Annotated in this window: 18 protein-coding genes, 1 other RNA gene and 1 pseudogene; 1 reads left to right on the top strand and 19 read right to left on the bottom strand. The window is 52.2% G+C overall.

Annotated elements, in window-relative coordinates; translation table 11 throughout:
* Positions 1 to 75: 75 nt before the first annotated feature.
* The 17 genes and pseudogenes from H8S44_RS09040 to plsX all read right to left on the bottom strand — a co-directional run bounded on the left by H8S44_RS09040 (position 76) and on the right by plsX (position 17,228).
* Positions 76 to 1,476 (bottom strand): MATE family efflux transporter, encoded by a 1,401-nt coding sequence (locus H8S44_RS09040; protein WP_186872209.1) that lies wholly within the window; start codon positions 1,474 to 1,476, stop codon positions 76 to 78.
* Between the two features lie 105 nt (positions 1,477 to 1,581).
* Complete coding sequence (locus tag H8S44_RS09045) at positions 1,582 to 2,964, bottom strand: uracil-xanthine permease family protein (RefSeq protein ID WP_186872210.1); 1,383 nt, start codon at positions 2,962 to 2,964, stop codon at positions 1,582 to 1,584.
* Positions 2,965 to 3,059: 95 nt separating this feature from the next.
* Positions 3,060 to 4,409 (bottom strand): MATE family efflux transporter, encoded by a 1,350-nt coding sequence (locus tag H8S44_RS09050; RefSeq protein ID WP_186872211.1) that lies wholly within the window; start codon positions 4,407 to 4,409, stop codon positions 3,060 to 3,062.
* 33 nt (positions 4,410 to 4,442) lie between these two features.
* Positions 4,443 to 5,120 (bottom strand): HAD family hydrolase, encoded by a 678-nt coding sequence (locus H8S44_RS16875; protein WP_279288093.1) that lies wholly within the window; start codon positions 5,118 to 5,120, stop codon positions 4,443 to 4,445.
* A 6-nt stretch (positions 5,121 to 5,126) separates the two neighbouring features.
* Positions 5,127 to 5,828 (bottom strand): annotated as a pseudogene (trmD, locus tag H8S44_RS16880) (tRNA (guanosine(37)-N1)-methyltransferase TrmD); the annotation flags it as partial.
* Positions 5,828 to 6,334, bottom strand: a complete 507-nt coding sequence (rimM, locus tag H8S44_RS09060; protein ID WP_186872213.1) for a ribosome maturation factor RimM — start codon at positions 6,332 to 6,334, stop codon at positions 5,828 to 5,830. The gene rimM and the pseudogene trmD, both read right to left, overlap by 1 nt.
* 89 nt (positions 6,335 to 6,423) lie before the next feature.
* Complete coding sequence (locus H8S44_RS09065; protein ID WP_186872214.1) at positions 6,424 to 6,654, bottom strand: KH domain-containing protein; 231 nt, start codon at positions 6,652 to 6,654, stop codon at positions 6,424 to 6,426.
* Between the two features lie 12 nt (positions 6,655 to 6,666).
* A complete protein-coding gene (rpsP, locus tag H8S44_RS09070; protein ID WP_186872215.1) occupies positions 6,667 to 6,912 on the bottom strand; it encodes a 30S ribosomal protein S16 in 246 nt (81 codons plus the stop codon).
* Positions 6,913 to 6,956: 44 nt separating this feature from the next.
* Positions 6,957 to 8,303, bottom strand: a complete 1,347-nt coding sequence (gene ffh / locus H8S44_RS09075; protein ID WP_186872216.1) for a signal recognition particle protein — start codon at positions 8,301 to 8,303, stop codon at positions 6,957 to 6,959.
* A complete protein-coding gene (gene ylxM, locus H8S44_RS09080; RefSeq protein ID WP_186872217.1) occupies positions 8,304 to 8,636 on the bottom strand; it encodes a YlxM family DNA-binding protein in 333 nt (110 codons plus the stop codon).
* Between the two features lie 73 nt (positions 8,637 to 8,709).
* Entirely contained in the window at positions 8,710 to 9,288 is a 579-nt protein-coding gene (locus H8S44_RS09085) for a manganese efflux pump MntP (RefSeq protein ID WP_186872218.1), read from the bottom strand.
* A 132-nt stretch (positions 9,289 to 9,420) separates the two neighbouring features.
* Positions 9,421 to 10,632 (bottom strand): threonine ammonia-lyase, encoded by a 1,212-nt coding sequence (gene ilvA, locus H8S44_RS09090; protein ID WP_186872219.1) that lies wholly within the window; start codon positions 10,630 to 10,632, stop codon positions 9,421 to 9,423.
* A gap of 39 nt (positions 10,633 to 10,671) precedes the next feature.
* On the bottom strand, positions 10,672 to 11,604 hold the full coding sequence (gene ftsY, locus H8S44_RS09095) for a signal recognition particle-docking protein FtsY (protein ID WP_186872220.1): 933 nt from the start codon (positions 11,602 to 11,604) through the stop codon (positions 10,672 to 10,674).
* 19 nt (positions 11,605 to 11,623) lie between these two features.
* Positions 11,624 to 15,184, bottom strand: coding sequence for a chromosome segregation protein SMC (gene smc / locus H8S44_RS09100; protein WP_186872221.1), 3,561 nt, complete (start codon positions 15,182 to 15,184; stop codon positions 11,624 to 11,626).
* Positions 15,185 to 15,195: 11 nt separating this feature from the next.
* Complete coding sequence (gene rnc / locus H8S44_RS09105) at positions 15,196 to 15,879, bottom strand: ribonuclease III (protein ID WP_186872222.1); 684 nt, start codon at positions 15,877 to 15,879, stop codon at positions 15,196 to 15,198.
* Positions 15,880 to 15,985: 106 nt separating this feature from the next.
* Positions 15,986 to 16,219, bottom strand: a complete 234-nt coding sequence (gene acpP, locus H8S44_RS09110) for an acyl carrier protein (RefSeq protein WP_186872223.1) — start codon at positions 16,217 to 16,219, stop codon at positions 15,986 to 15,988.
* 4 nt (positions 16,220 to 16,223) lie between these two features.
* Entirely contained in the window at positions 16,224 to 17,228 is a 1,005-nt protein-coding gene (plsX, locus tag H8S44_RS09115) for a phosphate acyltransferase PlsX (RefSeq protein ID WP_408609381.1), read from the bottom strand.
* 246 nt (positions 17,229 to 17,474) lie between these two features.
* On the opposite strand from plsX, the gene H8S44_RS09120 reads away from it, so the two are divergent.
* A complete protein-coding gene (locus H8S44_RS09120; RefSeq protein WP_186872225.1) occupies positions 17,475 to 18,431 on the top strand; it encodes an aldo/keto reductase in 957 nt (318 codons plus the stop codon).
* A gap of 76 nt (positions 18,432 to 18,507) precedes the next feature.
* On the opposite strand, the gene ssrA is transcribed toward H8S44_RS09120, so the two are convergent.
* Together ssrA and H8S44_RS09130 are read right to left on the bottom strand one after the other, a co-directional pair.
* Positions 18,508 to 18,847: a transfer-messenger RNA gene (gene ssrA, locus H8S44_RS09125) on the bottom strand.
* 148 nt (positions 18,848 to 18,995) lie between these two features.
* Positions 18,996 to 20,342, bottom strand: coding sequence for a putative ABC transporter permease (locus tag H8S44_RS09130; protein WP_186872226.1), 1,347 nt, complete (start codon positions 20,340 to 20,342; stop codon positions 18,996 to 18,998).
* Positions 20,343 to 20,443: the final 101 nt, after the last annotated feature.

Genomic DNA, 20,443 nt, shown 5'->3' on the forward strand with positions numbered 1-20,443 from the left:
ACGTGGTTAATTTTATCATAGGAATCCCTAAAATGCAAGGATTTCTTTTTATAAATTTCTTAATTTTCTGCACTCCTACTGCAGGGCTCCCACATGAATCCAGCGTCCCCGAAGAAGCCTTACCAGGAAGAAAAGCCCCCTGCAGATCAGTTCCACGGACATAGTAGCCCAGACACCCAGGATCCCAAACTGTCTGGTAAATAAAAGCACTGTCACCACCCGGATTCCCCACATACTGCACAAATTAATAAGAAATGGTCCTCTGCCGTCTCCCGCTCCCCTGAGGGCGCCAATGACTACGATGCTCACCGCAAACAGTGGCTCAGAAAAGGCTACGATACGCAGAGCACGGGTACTGAGCGTGATGACCTCTCCTTCGGAAGTCAGAAGTCTGGTCAATATCGGAGAAAAACAAAACAACAGGGTGCCGGTACAGCTTACCAGCAAAAAGCCCACCAGGGTGGTTCCATAGGCGAAGCGCTTCGCCATGTCCTTTCGTCCCGCACCGATACTCTGTCCCACCAGGGCTGTAGCTGCGGCGGCCACACCGTAGGCCGGAAGGTAACAGATGCCCTCCGTCTGTACCGCCACATAATTGGCAGCCACGGCCACCGGACCCATACTTGTGACCACGCCGGTCATGACGATCTGGGCCAGGCACAGGGTGCTGCGCTCCAGTGCCGCCGGGAGAGCCAGAAACCAGGTATTTTTCAGGCAGACCTTTGTAAAGCGCCAGGTTTCTCCTCCTTTTAGCTTCAGCGGTCCTTTTCGAAACACCAGACACAAAAGCAGAGTCAATCCCACACAGGCCTGGGCCAGTCCGGTTCCCAGTGCCGCGCCCTGTACGCCCAGGCCTGCGCCCCAGACGGTGAACGTTCCGATTTGTCTGACCGGGTTGATCAGGAAAAAATTAAAAATCACATCCAGCACGCACATCCCCACATTCATCAGGCTTGGCAGCACCACATTGCCGCTGCACCGAAAGATGCTGGAATAAAGGGCCGAAGCCATGCTGAAGGGAATAAAGAAACCCACGGTGCAAAAGTAGGCCCTCGCATAGGGCACGAGTTCTTCCTCGGCCCCAAGAAAAGTGGGAAGAAACTGACCGATACCGATGACTAGAACCGTAAAGGCCGTACCGAAGAACACATTAAACAGAATGGCCTGACAGAGCACGCCCCGGCTGTCACTCTCCCGCCCTGCGCCCAGATACTGGGCTACCTGGACAGAAAAACCGATAGCTGCCGCATTGATAAAGGCATTCACCAGCCAGATGCTGCTGGCCACCACGCCAATGGCCGCTGTAGCCTGATAGCCGATACCGCCCACCATAGCCGTATCAATATAACTCATAAGAGTCATTACGAGCTGCTCCAGGATCGCCGGCACAGACAGGGAAACTACCAACTTCATCTGTTCTTTTACCGGAATGGCCTCGCCTGCGCGCAGGCGTGCGCTGATCTCAAGCATGTTCATAATGACTCTCCTGTTACTTTCTGTCTCAATTCTTCGTTTCCGGTAATGCACAGAAATCACGCCAGCGGCGTGATTTCCAGCTTACCTGTATGTGATACGAAGCTCTTACGCGTGGATACCGCGGTTCTCGTCACCGGACACATTTACACCGAACTCATAATCGTTGCCCGGCAGAATCATGTTCAGCAGAATGCCTGCGATGGCTGCGATAGCAAGTGCGGTCAGCGTGATGGGAGTGCCGCCTACGGTAAAGGTAATGCCGTTGCTGAAGCCCAGACCGCATACGAAGATGACGCCTGCGATAATCAGGTTTCTGGACTTGGTCAGGTCAACCTTATTCTCTACCACGTTACGCACACCGATGGCGGAAATCATACCGTAAAGCATGAAGCTGACACCTCCGATGATAGCGGACGGCATGGTACTGATGATAGCGGATACCTTCGGAATAAAGCTTACGATAATAGCGAAAACTGCTGCGATCCGGATAACCCGCGGGTCATGTACACGGCTCAGCTCCAGCACGCCGGTATTCTCACCGTATGTGGTATTGGCCGGTCCGCCAAGGAATCCTGCCAGCGCTGTCGCAAGGCCGTCGCCCATCAGGGTTCTGTGAAGACCCGGCTCTGCAATAAAGTTCTCTCCTACCGTCGCGGAAATCGCGGACATATCGCCCACATGCTCCATCATGGTGGCAATAGCAATCGGAGCCATAACCAGAATAGCGGTTACGTCAAATTTGCAAATCTGAAGGGGCGGAACTCCTACCCAGCCGGATGTGGCGATAGCGGAAAAGTTCAGAATAGCGGATCCGTCCGGATTGGTCATGCCTGCCATGGACATCAGAAGCGCAACCACATAGGAAATCATGACACCCATCAGGATGGGGATAATCTTAAACATACCCTTGCCCCAGATATTGAATACAATAATGACAGCCAATGCCACCAGTGCCAGGAACCAGTTAGTGGAAGCATTATTGATGGCGGAACCTGCCAGGCTCAGACCAATGCAGATAATAACCGGGCCTGTCACAACCGGCGGCAGGAAACGCATCACGCGTTTTACGCCGACCAGGCGGATAATCAGAGCCAGTACCAGATACAGAAGGCCTGCCACTACCACGCCGCCGCAGGCATAAGCCGCTTTTTCATTGGCGCTCATGGTCGCGTACATACCGGTGTCCAGATGCGCCACCGTGGAAAATCCACTCAAAAACGCAAAAGAGGATCCCAGGAATGCAGGTACCTTAAATTTAGTGCAGAAATGGAACAGCAGGGTTCCAAAGCCCGCACAGAACAGTGTAACCGCTACAGTCAGCCCTCTGGTCGGTCCCTCTCCGCATGCATCCACAAAATAGCTGTTCACAAGAATCGGAACCAGGATCGTAGCTCCGAACATGGCAAACATATGCTGTAAGCCCAGAATCAGCATTTTAGGTACGCCCAGTTTTCTGGCATCACGAATTACTCCATTTGATTCATTCATAACGTTCTCCTTCGTTTGATAAGATATGCTTGTTTATAGTAGCTTAACCTTATTCATTATAGTGACATTTGTCCTTGATTACAAGAACTTTTTTATCAAACTGTGGAATTTCTAGTCTCCCGGGTAATATAGAAGAAAGTCAGCACAAAAACAATCCCTTTTGCGATGGATGTGGAGGAGAACGCCCACCAGATGCCGGTCAGGCCCATGCGTCCGCCCAGAAGAATGGCCAGCGGAATCCGGGCGCTGGTGAAGGTGATGCTGATGACGCTGCACAGGCGGGTCCGTCCCAGGCCTGATAAAGCGCCCACTGTCATCAGCTCTTCGCACATGAAGCCCTCGCAGAAGCCGATGATAATCAGATAGCCCACCGCAATGGCGATGGCTTCCGGCTCATAGAAAAAGATTTTCGCGATAGGCTCCGGCAGTAGCACAAAGGTCAGGGTAATCAGGACGCCCCAGACTCCCACCGTCCAGAGGGAAGCCCGGTAGCCCTTTCTCACCCGATCCATTTTGCCTGCGCCGTAATTCTGCCCAATGAAGGCATTCAGGGCCGCTCCGAAGCCGTCCGCTGTGTTCCAGGAGACGGATTCGATCTGGCCGCCTACTCGCTGCACTGCCACGGCAGCCGAACCGAAGGCCGATACCATCCGGGTCAGCACCATGGAAATGGCACAGTAGGCCATACCCTGCAGGGCCGTGGGAATTCCGATTTTACAGATGCCATTCACATATTCCACCTGGGGCTTTGCGAACAGCCGTATGCCCTTCAATACATTTCCATTCTGCCGCAGCACCACGCCCAGAATCATGATTCCCATCACGATAAACTGAGCAGTTACCGTGGCAATGGCCGCGCCCATAGCTCCCAGCTTCGGGAATGGGCCCGGACCCAGAATCAGCACGGGATCCAGGATCATATTCGTCACCAGGCCAATAAGGTTCGCCACAAAGGGCGTTTTCGAGTCGCCCTGGGCCGTATAGAGGCCGGTCAGCGTCAATGTCAGAAAGGAAAACACCAGCAGGCCGCAGGCTACCCGGGTATAAGAAAAGGCCGCATCCAAGGCCTCCGGATCCGTCAGTTTAAAAAAATCCACCAGCGGATGCAGAAAAATTACACAGATCGCCGAAAAAGCCAGTCCCAGAACCGTCGCCAGTTGCACCGCTGTCTGGGCATAGCCCCGGGCCGCCTCCCGGTCTCCCCGGCCGATACACTGGGCCACCTGCACCTGGCCGCCCATCCGGGCCATGGATGCCAGCCCCTGGGAAAGCCAGATATACATGCCTCCCACGCCCACACCGGCTACAGCTTTGGAACCAAGCTGTCCTATCCAGGCCATATCTGTAATATTATATAAGGTCCCAAGAAAGGACGAAGCCATGATGGGGAGCGCCAGCTTCGTCAATGTCTTTAAAATGGGGCCCTGAGTTAAATTTCCTTCCAATATCTCTGTCCCTTTTCTCTTTCATTGTATCTGTTAAGGCATCGCCCGCAGAATCGCCATGCCCTCGGCAAAGTCTCCGATCTTCCGGTAGTAATTCATCTCCGGCTCTTCCTTCCGACGATCCGGCTGGGGAATGTATACGGTGCGGATACCGGCTCTTCTGGCCGCTGTCACGCCGCTGATGGAATCCTCAAAGGCGATGGCCTCCGAAGCCTTCAGTCCGGCCTTTTTCAGAGCCAGCCGGTAGATATCCGGCGCAGGTTTCGTATGAGCCACCTCGCTTCCGAAGGTGGTAAAATCAAAAAGCTCCAGAAGACCGTGGCTGTTCAGCATCAGTTCGGCCCGTTCCTTTACGGTACTGCTGGCCAGACCCAGCTTCAGTCCCTTTTCCCTGACCAGCATCAGAATCTCTCTGGCATAAGGGCGAAGGGGAATTCGGCCGTTATCCCGCTCCTCCGCCACAAAACGGCGCATGGTCTCGCCGAGCTCTTCCGTCAGCGCTTCGTTTCCGGTGAGCTGCAGAATCTGGCCGTTGATCTCGTTCCGTCCCAGTCCGTTCCAGCCATGCAGGATCTCCGGACTTAAGGGGATCCCTTTTTCGTCAAAGGCTCTCTGCCAGCATTGGGCGTACACCCGTTCGGAATCTACCAGACAACCGTCCATATCAAAAATAACACCCCGGAATCTGCGGCGCTTCTGCTTTCCTTCCATGATTCGTTCCTCTTCGGCCTGCAGATAGGCATCGTAGAGATCCGGCCGCCGCTCTCTGGTCCGCAAAATAGAAAGTTCCTGCCGCCAGCCCTCTATATGGGTGTGATTGCCGGAAAGAAGTACCGGTGGCACCTCTTTTTCATGCCAGATCTCCGGACGGCTGTACTGGGGATATTCCAGAAGCCCGTCCTGGAAGCTTTCAAACTCTGCAGAATCCTCGTTATTCAGAACTCCGGGCACCAGTCTTGAAACGGCATCTATCATCACCATGGCCGGAAATTCCCCTCCGGTGAGTACATAATCGCCGATGGAGACATAGTCCGTCACAATTTCTTCCAGCACACGCTCATCCACGCCCTCATAATGGCCGCAGAGAAAAATCACGTCCTCCTCTTTCGCCAGTTCCTCCGCCATCTTCTGATTGAACACAGCACCCTGAGGCGTCACATAAATGGTGCGGGCTTTCCGTCCGATTTTTCCGGTCACTGACTCCCAGGCCCGGTAGACCGGCTCCGCCTGCATGACCATACCGGCTCCGCCGCCGTAGGGGTAATCATCCACTTTATTATGCTTATTGTCCGCAAAATCCCGGATATTTACGGCATTGAGACCGATGAGCTGCTGCTCGATAGCCCGGCCTGTGATACTGGTTTTCAGCCCGTTTTCGATCATTTCCGGAAACAGAGTCAGTACATGATAACGATTCATTACAGCAGGCCCTCCGGAATTCTTACGATCATCTTTGCCGCTTCCACATCCACCTCCAGAATGCAGGAGGGGATAGCCGGGAGCAGAATCTCTTTTCCTTCCTCTGTCTCCACCACATATACGTCGTTGGCTCCCGTCTGCAGCACATCCGTCAGGGTTCCCAGGCGCTGCTCCTCCTCGTCGTATACGTCCATGTCAATCAAATCCACGATGAAATTCTCATTCTCCGCCAGTGGCAGTGCCTGTTCTCTATCGATTAAGAGATCTTTTCCTCTGTATTTTTCCACTTCATTGATATCCTGAAACTCATCGAACTTCAGGATCACCTGGTTCTTAAAAAACTTGACGCTTTTAATCTTCAGGGGCAAGTATTCTTTTCCGGTATCCAGAAATACCTTTTTCAGCTTCCGGAAGCGTTCCGGCTCGTCTGTGGTCGGGAATACCTTCACTTCACCTTTCAGACCATGTGTGGAGGCTATGACGCCTACCCGTAAGTACTGTTCCATTCTCGTTCCCCCTTTTCTCCTCATCCTTCGGAACTCAAAGTTCCGGATATATAAACAGCGGGTGTTTCCACCCGCTGCCAGTGGAGCTGCTACTGCATGATCTCCACAATTACTTTCTTTTCTTCCTTAGACGCTGCTGCCTTTACGACACTGCGAATGGCCTTGGCGATACGGCCCTGTTTACCGATCACCTTACCCATATCGGAAGGCGCTACGCGGAGCTCGACAACAATGGATTTCTCATTCTCTGTCTCCGTAACGACAACCTCATCCGGATGCTCCACCAGTGATTTTGCAATCACTTCCACTAATTTTTTCATGTGCTACCTCAATTATTTCTCAACGCCGGCTGCCTTCAGAATCTTTCCTACCATATCTGTCGGCTGAGCGCCGTTAGCCAGCCACTTCTTAGCTGCCTCAACGTCCACATTGAATGTGCTCGGATCTGTACTCGGATCGTAGGTTCCGATCTCCTCGATGAAACGACCATCTCTGGGGGATCTGGAATCTGCTACTACGATTCTATAGAAAGGAGCCTTCTTCTGTCCCATTCTTCTTAATCTGATTTTTACTGCCATTTTGTTTTACCTCCGTTTTATACTTGTATCTTAGTTTATTTTATTTAAAAAGGAAATTTAAAACGTCCCTTTTTACCACGTTTACCGCCCATCATACCGGGCATCTGTTTCATCATCTTCCGCATCTGTTCAAACTGCTTGACCAGACGGTTTACTTCTGCGATATCCACGCCTGCGCCCCGGGCGATCCGGTGCTTCCGGGAAGGATTCAGAATCTCAGGATTCGTCCGCTCCTTCGGCGTCATGGAAAGTATAATCGCCTCAGTCTGCGCCATCTTCTTTTCATCAATGGCATTTTCAATACCCTTCATCTGGCCACCCAGACCCGGCATCATGGAAAGTACGGCGTTCAGGCCGCCCATCTTCCGCATCTGGTTCATGCTTTCCAGGTAGTCCTCAAAGTCAAACTGAGCTTTTTTCAGCTTCTGGGTCATGGCCTTGGCCTTTTCCTCATCCACAGTCTCCTGAGCCTTCTCAATCAGAGTCAGCACATCGCCCATGCCGAGGATACGGGATGCCATTCGATCCGGATAGAACTGCTCCAGATCCGAGAGCTTCTCTCCCATACCAATATATAAAATCGGCTTTCCGGTCACTGCCTTGACAGACAATGCCGCTCCACCTCGGGTATCGCCATCCAGCTTCGTCAAAATCACGCCGTCGATGCCAATCTTCTCATTGAATACTGACGCTACATTCACCGCATCCTGTCCGGTCATGGCATCCACAGTCAGAAGAGACTGGTCGATGGTGAGATTCGCCTTGATCTCCTGAAGCTCTTCCATCATGTCCTCGTCCACATGCAGACGACCTGCCGTATCGAGAATCACCACATTGAAGCCGTTCTTCTTTGCATACTCATAAGCGCCTTTCGCGATATTCACCGGCTTCTGGTTCTCGCCCATGGTGAATACCTCCACGCCTTGCTTTTCTCCGTTTACCTGCAGCTGCTTGATGGCTGCGGGACGGTATACGTCACAGGCTACCAGCAGAACCTTTCTACCCTTTGCCTTCAGCTTTCCGGCCAGTTTGGCCGCCGTGGTGGTCTTACCGGCTCCCTGAAGACCCATCATCATGAGAACGGTCACATCACCGGCGCTCTTCAGCTTCAGCTCTGTGGTCTCGCTTCCCATCAGGGCAATCAGTTCTTCGTGTACGATTTTTACTACCTGCTGTCCCGGCGTCAGACTGTTCATCATATCCGCGCCGATGGCACGCTCTTCCACAGACTTAATAAACTGCTTGACTACCTTGAAGCTTACATCCGCTTCCAGGAGCGCCATCTTTACTTCCTTTAAAGAAGCCTTCACATCCGCTTCGGAAAGACGTCCTTTTCCCCGCAGATTCCGGAATACGTTCTGTAATTTGTCGGATAAACTCTCAAATGCCATCTATAAATTCTCCAATATCCCGTTCAACTGTCTGACCAGCTGCTCTTTATCCGGCTGCTCGGTCTCTCTCAGGGACTTTTCCATCTGTTCTATCTGCTCCTTGATGGTCACAAACTTCTCTACCAGGTGAAGCTTCGACTCATAATCCTGCAGAATCTTATTGCACCGCTTAATCAGATCGTGGACTCCCTGACGGCTGATGCCCTGCTCGGAAGCCACCTCGCTGAAAGAATAATCATTCAGCACCACATCCTCGTAGATCTGCTTCTGATGCTCCGTCAGCAGCTCTCCGTAAAAATCATACAGCAGTGTCTGTTCCAGAATTTTGTCCATACTTCTCACCTGCCTGAATTATCATACACAATCCGGGCAATGTTGTCAAGTGTTTTTTCTTGACAACTTAATTTTATCCCAGGATTCCCAGATGCTCCAGCAGAATCTTGACGCCGATGCAGATAAGGATCAGACCGCCTGCGAACTCTGCCTTTGCCTTATACTTCATACCGAAGATATTGCCGATGCGGATGCCGGCGGCGGATATCACAAAAGTTGTCGCTCCGATAAATGTCACAGAAGGAACCAAGGCCACGTTCAGGAAAGCCAGGGTGATCCCCACAGCCAGGGCGTCGATACTGGTGGCAATGGCAAGCATCAGCATGGTTTTGAAGGCGAAATGGTCTTCTTCCTTCGGACAGACCTCTTCATCCTCTTCCTTCTCTCCGGACTCCCGAATCATATTTACACCGATGATCAGAAGAAGAATAAAGGCAATCCAATGATCGATGCTGGTAATATAATCCTTAAACTGGCTGCCAAGCAGATATCCAATCAGGGGCATCAGGGCCTGAAAGCCGCCGAACCAGGCACCGACGATACAGCATTCTTTTACGCCCACCTTTTTGACGCTTAACCCCTTACAAATCGATACCGCGAAAGCATCCATAGATAATCCTACCGCAAGAATGAACAGTTCTATTAATCCCATAATGAAGTTCTCCTTTTTCTCCGGCGCACAAGCCCATATATAAAGTAAGAGACCTACCCGCAGAATTTCTTCTGCGGATAAGTCTCGTCATTTCATGTAAAACCATTTTCCGCTGCAATTTTCAAGGGACTCTTACAGGTTAATCTTCACCAGCCGCGGCCGGAAACCTGCCTCGTCCAGCTTCTTGACGATGCGCTTTTTATGCTCGGTGCCGAAGGCCTCGATGGTAATGCGCAGCTCCACGCCCTCATTCCGGTTGGTACCGATGAACTGATTGTGATCCAGCTTGACGATATTGCCGTTCTCGTCTGCGATAACCTGGGAGATCTTGACCATCTCTCCGGGCTTGTCCGGAAGCATGGTGGATACGGTGAAGATCCGGTCTCTCTGGATCAGGCCGAACTGTACCATGGAAGACATGGTGATAATATCCATATTTCCGCCGCTTAAGATAGAGACAATCTTCTTGCCCTTTACATTCAGATGATTCAGGGCCGCTACCGTAAGAAGGCCGGAATTTTCTACGACCATCTTATGATTTTCTACGATATCCAGGAATGCGCCGATGAGTTCATCGTCTGTTACCGTAATGATATCATCCAGGTTCTTCTGGATATAGGGGAAGATCTTGGTTCCCGGAGTTTTTACGGCAGTACCGTCCGCGATGGTGCTGACGGTGGGCAGAGTGGTAACCTTCTTGTTCTTCAGGGATACCTGCATACAGTTGGCGCCCGCGGGCTCTACGCCGATAACCTTAATATTGGGATTCAGAAGCTTCGCCAGAGTAGACACACCGGTGGAAAGTCCGCCTCCTCCGATGGGAACCAGAATATAATCCACCAGCGGAAGCTCCTTTACGATCTCCATGGCAATGGTGCCCTGTCCGGTGGCTACAGCCAGATCATCAAAGGGATGAATAAAAGTATAGCCATTCTCCTCTGCCAGCTTGTAAGCATGTTCACAGGCCTCATCGTATACATCTCCGTGCAGAACGACCTCCGCACCGTAGCTCTTGGTGCGTTCTACCTTCATCAGCGGTGTGGTGGTAGGCATTACAATGACCGCCTTTACGCCATAGGCTTTTGCCGCATAGGCAACACCCTGGGCATGGTTGCCCGCAGATGCGGTAATCAGTCCTTTGGATCGCTCTTCCTCAGACAGGGTGCTGATCTTATAGTAAGCTCCACGAATCTTGTAAGCTCCGGTCACCTGCATATTCTCCGGCTTCAGATAGACCTTATTGCCGGTCCGCTCGCTGAAGTAGGGGCTGTATAACAGCTTTGTCTCAATCGCTACTTTTTTTACCACCTCTGAGGCTTCTTCGAATTTTTCCAATGTAAGCATTTTTTCTCCTCTTTTTCTGTTCTGTTTTTATATTCCGTCCTATGATTCCTGATGAAACAGGGCATTTACAAATTCATCTGCGTCAAACTTCTGCAGATCCTCGATGCTCTCGCCTACGCCGATGTACTTCACCGGGATGCCAAGCTCTGACTGAATCGCCACTGCAATACCGCCCTTGGCCGTACCGTCCAGCTTGGTCAGAATAATGCCGGTGATGTCGCAGACCTCTTTAAACTGACGGGCCTGCTCCAGCGCGTTCTGTCCGGTGGTTCCATCCAGCACCACCAGGGTCTCCCGGAAGGCTTCCGGGTACTCCCGATCAATGATCCGGTTGATTTTGCGAAGCTCTTCCATCAGATTCTTTTTATTGTGAAGTCTCCCTGCCGTATCACAGAGTAATACATCCGCATGTCTGGCCTTTGCCGCGCAGACCGCGTCATAGACTACGGAAGCAGGATCTGCGCCCTCGCAGCCGCCGATAATATCCACGCCTGCCCGGTTCGCCCACTCGGTCAGCTGCTCACCTGCAGCCGCGCGGAAGGTATCCGCTGCTGCCAGAATTACTTTCTTTCCCTGATCTTTCAGCTTTCCTGCCAGCTTGCCCACGGAAGTGGTCTTGCCCACACCGTTAACACCGATGACCAGTACCACGGACTTCTCCTGTTCAAAGCGGTAAGCTACCTCTCCTACCCGCATCTGCTCCCGGATACTATTGATCAGAAGCTCTTTGCAGGCAGAAGGCTCTTTAATCTTCTGTTCCTTTACTTTCTGCTTGAGATCCTCCAGAATCGCATTTGTGGCGTTGATTCCGATATCTCCCATAATGAGGATCTCTTCGATCTCCTCATAAAAATCATCGTCGATGGCGGAATAGCCACTGAAGATACTGTCGATTCCCGCCGCAATATTCGCCCTTGTCTTCGCCAGACCGGATACCAGTCTGCTGAAAAAACCCTTTTTTTCTTCGGACATCTTCATTTCCCCCTGAGATTTACTGATCTAATTCCTCTTCGATCAGGTTTACGGAAACCAGCGCCGAGACGCCTTTTTCCTGCATGGTGATACCGTACAGGCGATCCGCGGACTCCATGGTTCCCTTTCTATGAGTAATAATAATAAACTGTGTGTTTTTTGTCAACTTGTGCAGATATTTTGCAAAGCGTCCCACGTTGGAATCATCCAGGGCCGCCTCAATCTCGTCCAGAAGGCAGAAAGGCGACGGCTTCAGATTCTGAATGGCAAACAGCAGAGAAATGGCGGTCAGCGCCTTTTCTCCTCCTGAGAGCTGCATCATGTTCTGCAGCTTCTTTCCGGGGGGCTGGGCGATGATCCGGACGCCTGCCTCCAGCATATCCGCGTCCTCCTCCAGCTCCAGGGTTCCCTTTCCACCGCCGAACAGTTCCTTGAAGGCTTTATCGAACTCCACCCGGATCCGGGCAAACTGCTCCTCAAACTGGCGGCGCATCCCCTCGTCCAGTTCTTTGATGATACCTTTCAATGTTTCCTCCGCATTCACCAGATCGTTGCGCTGGCTGTTCATGAAGGTATAGCGTTCAGAGACGTTCTTATAGTCTTCGATGGCATTGACATTCACATCGCCCAGCTTCCGGATCTCATCCTTCAGGGCCGCGATCCGCTTCTTGATGACCGAAAGCTCAGTAAGCTCCCGGTTCCGAAGGGGCAGAGCCATATTGTAGGTCAGCTCGTACTCATCCCACATGTAGTTGGTCTGGGCGTCAGAGGCCTCCTCCAGCTTTTCCCGCTGACTGTTCAGACGGTACACCTCCCGATCCAGAAGATTCTTCTGTTCCGAAAGGGCTTCCCTTTTCGTGAAGAACTCCTTCTGTCCGCTGAGCAAACTTTCCCGCTTTCCGGCAAGCGTCCTGCCGGCCTCCTCCAGTTCTTTGCCTCTGGCTGTCAGCTGTTCGATCTGCCCGGTCAGGGCCAGGATTCCTTCCTCCTTGGCGCGGATATCCTCGTGGCCCCGGCTTACGCCGGACTTCAAATCTTCCTCCTCCGTACGGAGCCGATCCAGTTCCCGGTCGATACGGGCCACATTTTCCCCTGCAAATTCTGCCTTCTGGGACAAATTCGCCATCTCCAGATGGATCCGCTCGGTCTCCCCCATAGAGACTGCTTCCTGCCCCTTCAGGGCTTCCAGCTGAACTCTGGCCTTTTCGATCTCCTCGGTATGGCTCTGCTCCAGCTCTTCCGAGCGGGACAGCTCCCCGGCGATCGCCGCTCTGCTTTCCCGAATCTCAGAAAGCTGAGATTCCAGCTCCGCCAGCTCTTTCTGAAGCTCCTGATAATCTGCCGTAATTTCCTGAAGCCGGGTCTTTGCCTGATCCGTATTCAGCTTTGCCGTATTCTGACGGAGATATGCCTCCTGCAGGCGGCCGTTTAAATTTTCTGCCTCCTGACGGCTTTTTCTCCGTCTCTCCTTCAGCTCCTCGATGGTGGCTCTGGCCTCTTCCATCTCCGTTTTCAGACGGCGCACATTCTCCTCCAGCTCTTCCAGTTCCCGTCTCCGTCCCAGAAGATTGCTGGAATTCCGGAAGGCACCCCCCGTCATGGAACCGCCGGGGCTCAGATACTCGCCCTCCAGGGTAACGATATGAATGGAATGGCCGTACTTCCGGGCGATCCGAATGGCATCATCCACCTGTTCGGCCACCAACACCCGGCCCAGGAGATAGCTAACGATGCCGTCGTACTTCCTTTCCGCCTGCACCAGAGTGCTGGCCAGCCCGATGGCACCTTTTTCCGATAGTGCCTCCTTTTTCGGGAAATTGTCTTTATTCCCCACGCTGGTCAACGGCAGGAAGGTGGCCCGGCCAAGCCGGTTTTCTTTCAGATATTCGATGAGTTCCTTTGCCGTCTCCTCCGTATCGGTGACGATATTCTGGATATTGCCGCCCAGGGCTGTCTCGATGGCTGTCTCATACTTCTCATCTACTTTGATAAGATCCGCCACCACGCCCAGAATTCCCGGCGTACGTTTTTTACGCTCCATGACCTTTCGGATACTGTTTCCGTAGCCATCATAGCGCTCTGCCATATTCCGCAGGGATTCAAGTTTTGAAGACTCCCGGTGATAGGCAGTCTGACCGATCTCCAGTTCTTCATTCTTTTTTCCAAGCTCCCGGCGAAAGCCCTCGGCCTCCGCCTCCTTCTCCTTCTGGGCTTCCGTCAGAGAAAGAATCTCGGAGCAGATCGTCTGAAGCTCAGCCTCGCTCTCTTCATATAGCTTCCGCTGTTCTTCTTCGCCGCCCTTGGCCGTCAGGAGCTTCTGGTTCAATTCCGTTCTTCGGATCTGGGCCTGTTCCTGCATGGCGTCATAGCGCTGCAGCTGTCCCTTGGTGGATGCCCGCTCATTCAGCAGACCGATAATGGTATTCTTACTCTGCTCCGCCGCACGGTTCAGCTCTTCAATCTTCGCCCGTACCTTTCGAAGCTGGTCAGAGGCCTGTACAGAGTTTTCGGATACCTCTTTCAGCTGGGCATCCAGCTGCTTCTGTTCCTCGGTAAAGCGTTTCCGCGTCTCCCGCTTTTCCAGGATATCCGCGTCGACAGCCGCCATCCTGCTCTGCATCTGCTCGCCGCCGGAACGGACCGAATGGATCTGTTCCTTCAGGATCTCGATCTGTCCCTCCATCTGCTGCCGGTTCAGCTCCGTCTGGGAGGCCGCCTCCCGGGTGCTGTCCAGACTGCTGTTCAGTTCCTCCAGCTCCTCCTCAATGCGGGCGTGCTCCTTTTTGATATTCTCATACTGAGAACTGGTCTCTTCCAGCTGATTCTGAGCGGCTTCTGCCTTTTCGTTCAGCACCGAGAGCTGCTTCTGAAGCCGTTCGGTCTCCAGCAGGAACTGATTGACATCGTAGGTTTTCAGTTCTTCCTTTTTCTTCAGATATTCCTTTGCTGTCTCCGACTGCTTTTCCAGGGGACCCAGCTGTTTTTCCAGCTCCGCTAGAATATCGTTGATACGCAGGATATTCTGCTTCTCATCCTCCAGCTTTTTCTGGGCCGTGTTCTTCCGCCGCTTGAACTTTACGATACCGGTAGCCTCGTCAAAAAGCTCCCGGGATTCCTCGGGCCGACTGCTTAAGATCCGGTCGATCTGTCCCTGACCGATGATGGAATAACCCTCTTTACCGATACCTGTATCGTAAAAAAGCTCGTTGATATCCTTCAGTCTGCAGGCAGCTCCATTGATGAGATATTCGCTTTCGCCGGAACGGTAAAGACGTCGGGACACGGTTACTTCCTCATAGTCAATAGGAAGCTGATGATCACCGTTATCCAGGGTAATGGCCACATAAGCGTAACTCAAAGGACGGCGGTTCTCTGTTCCCGCAAAAATGACATCCTGCATACTGCCGCCACGAAGCTGTTTCACACGCTGTTCACCCAACACCCAGCGCACCGCGTCGGCCACGTTGCTCTTGCCGCTTCCATTGGGACCCACGATGCCGGTGATGCCATTGTGGAAATCAAATACGATTTTATTTGCGAAGGACTTAAAGCCCTGTACCTCAATACTTTTTAAATACATCCCTTACCCCGTTATCCGTTCTTTTTTCTGGTCAGAAGCGCCCGGTAAGCGGCCTCCTGCTCAGCGGCCTTCTTCGTCCGGCCGCATCCTGTACCCAGCACCTCGGTCTCCAGAAGTACCTGGACCGTGAAACGCTTATTGTGATCCGGTCCCTCCTCTTTGATCAGCTCATAGTGAATCGGAACCTCCGTTTCGCTCTGAATCTGCTCCTGAAGGATAGTCTTGCTATCATAAAAGAGCTTTTTGTGTTCGATATCATTCAGAATAAAATGATGCACAAATTCTTTTGCATTAGCAAAACCACCGTCCAGATAAACAGCTCCCAAAAGGGCTTCCATGGCATCTGAAGTGATGGAATCCCGATCCCGTCCGCCAGTCAGCTCCTCTCCCTTTCCCAGGCGCAGCCAGTCTCCCAGTCCCAGATCTCTGGCACACAGGGCCAGGGTCTGCTCACATACGATGCTGGCTCTGGTTCTGGTGGCCTCGCCTTCCGGCATCTTGGGATAGTTTTTATAAAGATATTCGCTGGTGATCAGCTCTAGCACCGCATCCCCCAGGAACTCCAGCCGCTCATTGTTCTCCAGGCGATCCCAATGGCGCTCATTGGCGTAGGAGCTGTGGCATAAGGCATGCTCCAGGAGCTTTCGATCCTGAAAGGTATATCCCAGTTTTTTTTCCAATTCTTCCAGTTTCATAATTCATTCTCCCATAAAAAGAGTCCCAGAAGCACATGACCGGAACTGCTGCCATGCTTTCTCAGACAGGGCAGCCTGTTCCGGAATGTGTTCTGAGACATGTCTGTCAGTTATTCTTCAGATTCCGGATCTCTTCTACCGCATCGCCTACGGACACGATCTTCTCTGCTTCCTCCTGGGCGATCTCGATATCAAATTCCTCCTCAATCCCCATAATAATCTGGAATACATCCAGAGAATCTGCTCCCAGATCGTCCACAAATGTGGTGTCCATGGTGATCTCATTCTCATCCACGTTCAGGACATCCGCAATAATTCCTTTCAGTTTTTCAAATTCCATCGTTTCATCCTTCCTCTCTTACAATATTCTCTTTGATTTTATCATTTATCCGCTGTTCTTTGAATGTAACGCACTGGATAATGGAATTCTTCACTTCTTTTGCTTTGGAACTTCCGTGTGTCTTCACCACAAGGCCTCTCAGGCCCAGAAGCGGTGCGCCGCCGTACTCGGTAGCGTCAAAGGACTTCAGCGTCTCTTTCAGCGCCGGCTTCACCAGAAGCGCGCCGATCTTGCTTCGAAGGCTGCTCATCATGCCGGACTTGATCTTGCTCACCAGCACGGCTCCCACACCTTCGTAAAGCTTCAGAATAACATTTCCCACAAAGGCTTCACAGACGATAACGTCCGCCTGTCCATGGGGGATCTCACGGGCCTCGATATTTCCCACAAAGTTAATGCCCTCGCACTCCTTCAGAAGCGGGTAAGTCTCCTTGACCAGGGCATTGCCCTTCTCTTCCTCCGCTCCGATATTGACGATGGCCACTCTGGGGTTCTTTACGCCCATCACATGCTCCATATAGATGGAGCCCATCTTCGCAAACTGCACCAGATGGGAAGGTCTGGCGTCCACATTCGCTCCGCAGTCAATCAGCAGGGATACGCCCTTTTCCGTAGGAATCAACGGTGCCAGAGGCGGTCTCTCCACGCCCTTGATCCGTCCCACCAGAAGCTGTCCTCCTGCCAGTACGGCTCCCGAACTGCCGGCCGATACGAAAGCGTCCGCTTTTTCTTCCTTTACCAGCTTCAGCCCGACTACAATGGAAGAATCCTTCTTCGTCCGAATGGCTGCCACCGGCGGCTCTGCCGTCTCGATGACCTCTGTGGCATTCACCACCTCTATCTGCTCTTCCCGGTAGGTATAGCCCTTCAGCTTCTCCCGAATCAGCTCTTCCTTTCCCACGAGAAGTATCTGAATGTCTTCCCGCAGCGCTGCGGCTTCCATGGCGCCCTTGATAATCTCGTCCGGCGCGTTGTCACCGCCCATTGCGTCTACCGCAACTCTGATCATTTCCTGCATGAATCTTTCCTCCTGATCTTCAGATCCTCTGTACGGAGATCCTTTATCATAATACTAAATATCAAATGAGAAATCAACAGTTTCTTTTGCCTTGCGCTGGCACCTGCCTCCGGTCCTTTCGTTTGCTTTTTTCTATAATCCATGTATAATTACAGATGATGGTTCCCGTTTTTTCAAAGCCTCCGGGCTTTTGGATGGATACGGGGAATCTACATTTTAAGTATTTGAGGTTTTTATATGAAAAAGAAATTTTTAGGAAATACAGGCATAGAAGTTTCAGTCGCGGGCTTCGGAGTGCTTCCCATGGGCCCCAGTCAGCTGGCGCTGCCGGTGGAGCAGGGGGCAGGGGTGATCCGCTACGCCCTGGAAAGGGGCTTCAATTTTCTGGATACGGCCCAGTATTACCGTACTTATCCGTATATCCGAAAGGCGCTGGAGGGCGGAGACTATGACCATGTGGTTATCTCCTCCAAGTCCCTCCGCACTGATTATGACGGCATGATGGAAGCCATTCTGGAAGCCCGGGAAGAACTGGGGCGGAAGGTCATCGAAATATTTCTCATGCACGAGGTCCGCTCCGGGCAGCTTACGGAACGCGCCGGGGCCTGGGAGGCTCTGAAGGAAGCTAAGGCCAAGGGGCTCGTGCGGGCCATCGGGCTTTCCACCCATCACATTGATATTACGGCGGCTGCCGCTTCCCTGCCAGGACTGGACGTGGTCTTTCCGCTTATTAATTACGCCGGTCTCGGCATCCGAAAGGGGGATGCATTCGGATCCAGGGAAGAGATGCTGGAAGCCATCCGCCACTGTCACCAGGCAGGAAAAGGCGTGTTCTCCATGAAGGCCTTCGGCGGCGGAAGCCTCACGGCCCATTACCAGGAGGCGCTTGACTATGTATTCTCCAAAGAGGAGATCGATTCGGTGATGATTGGCTTTGGGAAAAATGCGGAGATAGACGATCTGCTTTCCTATTTAGACGGGGAAATGGAGAAATCTTACAATCCAGACGTGTCCGAAAAGAAGGTTTATATCAACCAGGAGGACTGCGAGGGCTGTGGCTCCTGCAAGGCCGCCTGTCCCGCCGGAGCCATCTTCTATAATGAAAACGGTCTGGCCGAGGTCAACCACGACAAATGCCTGACCTGCGGGTACTGCAGCCCGGTGTGTCCGGTGCGGGCAGTGATTATGTATTAATTTTTACAGATACAAAATAACGGTATGGAATATCGGTTTTCCGATGCCATACCGTTATTTTGTATTCTTCCGTTTTTAGTGGACCTGAGGGGAATCGAACCCCTGTCCGAAAGCCTATTCCCTGTTCTTCTACTATCGTAGTCAGTTCTTTGACATTCCCTCCGTCAGCCGGGAACTAACACCCTGCGGACTTCAGTAGCTTCATGATACGCCCATGCGCGCAAAGCTTAACGCATGTCGTTTCCCACATAGTCGATGCCGGATTCTTAAAGTGTGGGTGCTCTAAGGCCGACAGCTGCCATTAGGCAGCGTATGCTAAATTATCTTCAGCGTTTATTTTTAATTTTGCGATTTGACGCATCGCCTGCGGATAGCTTCACCAGCTGCAAAACCCCCGTCGAAACCAGTACAAGCCCTGGTTGAAACTGCCTGAAACGCTGTGAACGGCAGTCTTTTGCCCTCTTCGGGTAATCTGTTCTTGTAGTATAGCCCGAAGAGACACAAAAATCAAGTCCTTTTTCGTAGTCTTTATCAAGTTTTTCCCGTCACTGTTTTCATCCGGACTTATTCCACCAGAATCGCATTAGGATAGATCCGCTCCATCCGCTCGTCCGGGAAGTGCTCGTCCAGCCAGCCGTCCGCGGCAGTTTCGATACCCTCTCCGGTCTGCCGCACTGTGTAGCGGTTCAGGGCCAGGCCTGACAGGCAAATGTCGTAAATCATGAATACCAGCAGGATCCAGGTCATCCAGACGCCAAACTTCTTCGGGAGCTTTTCGATCCAGCCGGAAAGAATGGGGTACAGTACCTTCATCCAGACCACAGCCGCGATGCCCCAGAAAAAGCAGTACAGCAGGTTGATTCTGCCGCCCAGGTTAAAGGGGATCTTGCTGTAATCCCAGAACACAGTGCCGAATACCAGCTCCGTAAAGACGCTGCAGATATACTCATAGGCTCCGCCCAGAACGGTACCGAAGCAGAAGATGTAGCTGTCGCTCCGATCCTTATAGCGGTACAGAATCGCAGTAAGCAGTACGCAGCCCAGACCCCAAACGATGCTGAATGGCCCGTACACCACGCTGCTGCGGCTCATGAGCTTTCCGGCCGTCACATAGCAGAATATAGTCTCCGTAATATCGCCCAGAAACGCGCCCAGGAAAAAGAGGCAGGCCAGTTTATAAAAGCAGCAGCCTACGGCAAAAACGCCGGAACGGGATCTGGCTTCTTCCGCCGCCTTCTCCTGCTCTCTTCTGGCACGCAAAAGCTCTTCCGCCGCCAGTCTCGGGTAAGCCCGTTCCATACGACGAAGCACGAAAGCCGTCAGTCCCTCTCCCATCTGATCCGCGGTCTTTTGCAGATTTTCAGCCACATTGTGGAGGAGAGACGCCTTTTTCACACTGGATTTAACCTTCAGGATACCCACCAGAGTTCCCACAAAGTCCAGGGCAAATACAATACCCAGCACCAGCAGAATGAGCTTTCCCACGGTTATGGGAAGAAGCTTCAGAAGGTCTGTCAGAAAGGGATTCGCAAACCGGATACAAAGCACGCCCAGAATACCCCAGACCACAGACCAAGGCAGGCTCACATAGCCACCGAACTGAAACCGTTTCCGGGAGAAGTCCCACCATTTTCGGTGGAAAATCCTCTCCAGTACGAAGCCTGTCAGATAGGTGGTCAGGAAAGAAAGAATCATGCCTCCCACAAAAAGGAAAAAGAGGTGATCCTTAAGTTCCGTAAGAAACAGCGCAAAGGCCACGCCGCCGAAGCCGTAGGCCGGACACCAGGGACCATAGAGGAAGCCCGCATCCGCAAACTTCTTTTCCCGGGCAGCAGTACCCACCGTACCAATCACCCAGCCTGCAAAAGCATAGAAGAAAAAGAACCACAAAAGCTCATATCCTGTCATCATCTGTTTTCTGTCCTTTCTGTCTTATCTCTGTCGTCTTTTCAAAGTCTTAAAAGGCCCCGGCATATCCGCTTTCACGGATACACCGGAGCCTGATGTATTTT

This window comes from Anaerosacchariphilus hominis, from assembly GCF_014290175.1.
GTDB lineage: Bacteria > Bacillota > Clostridia > Lachnospirales > Lachnospiraceae > Laedolimicola > Laedolimicola hominis.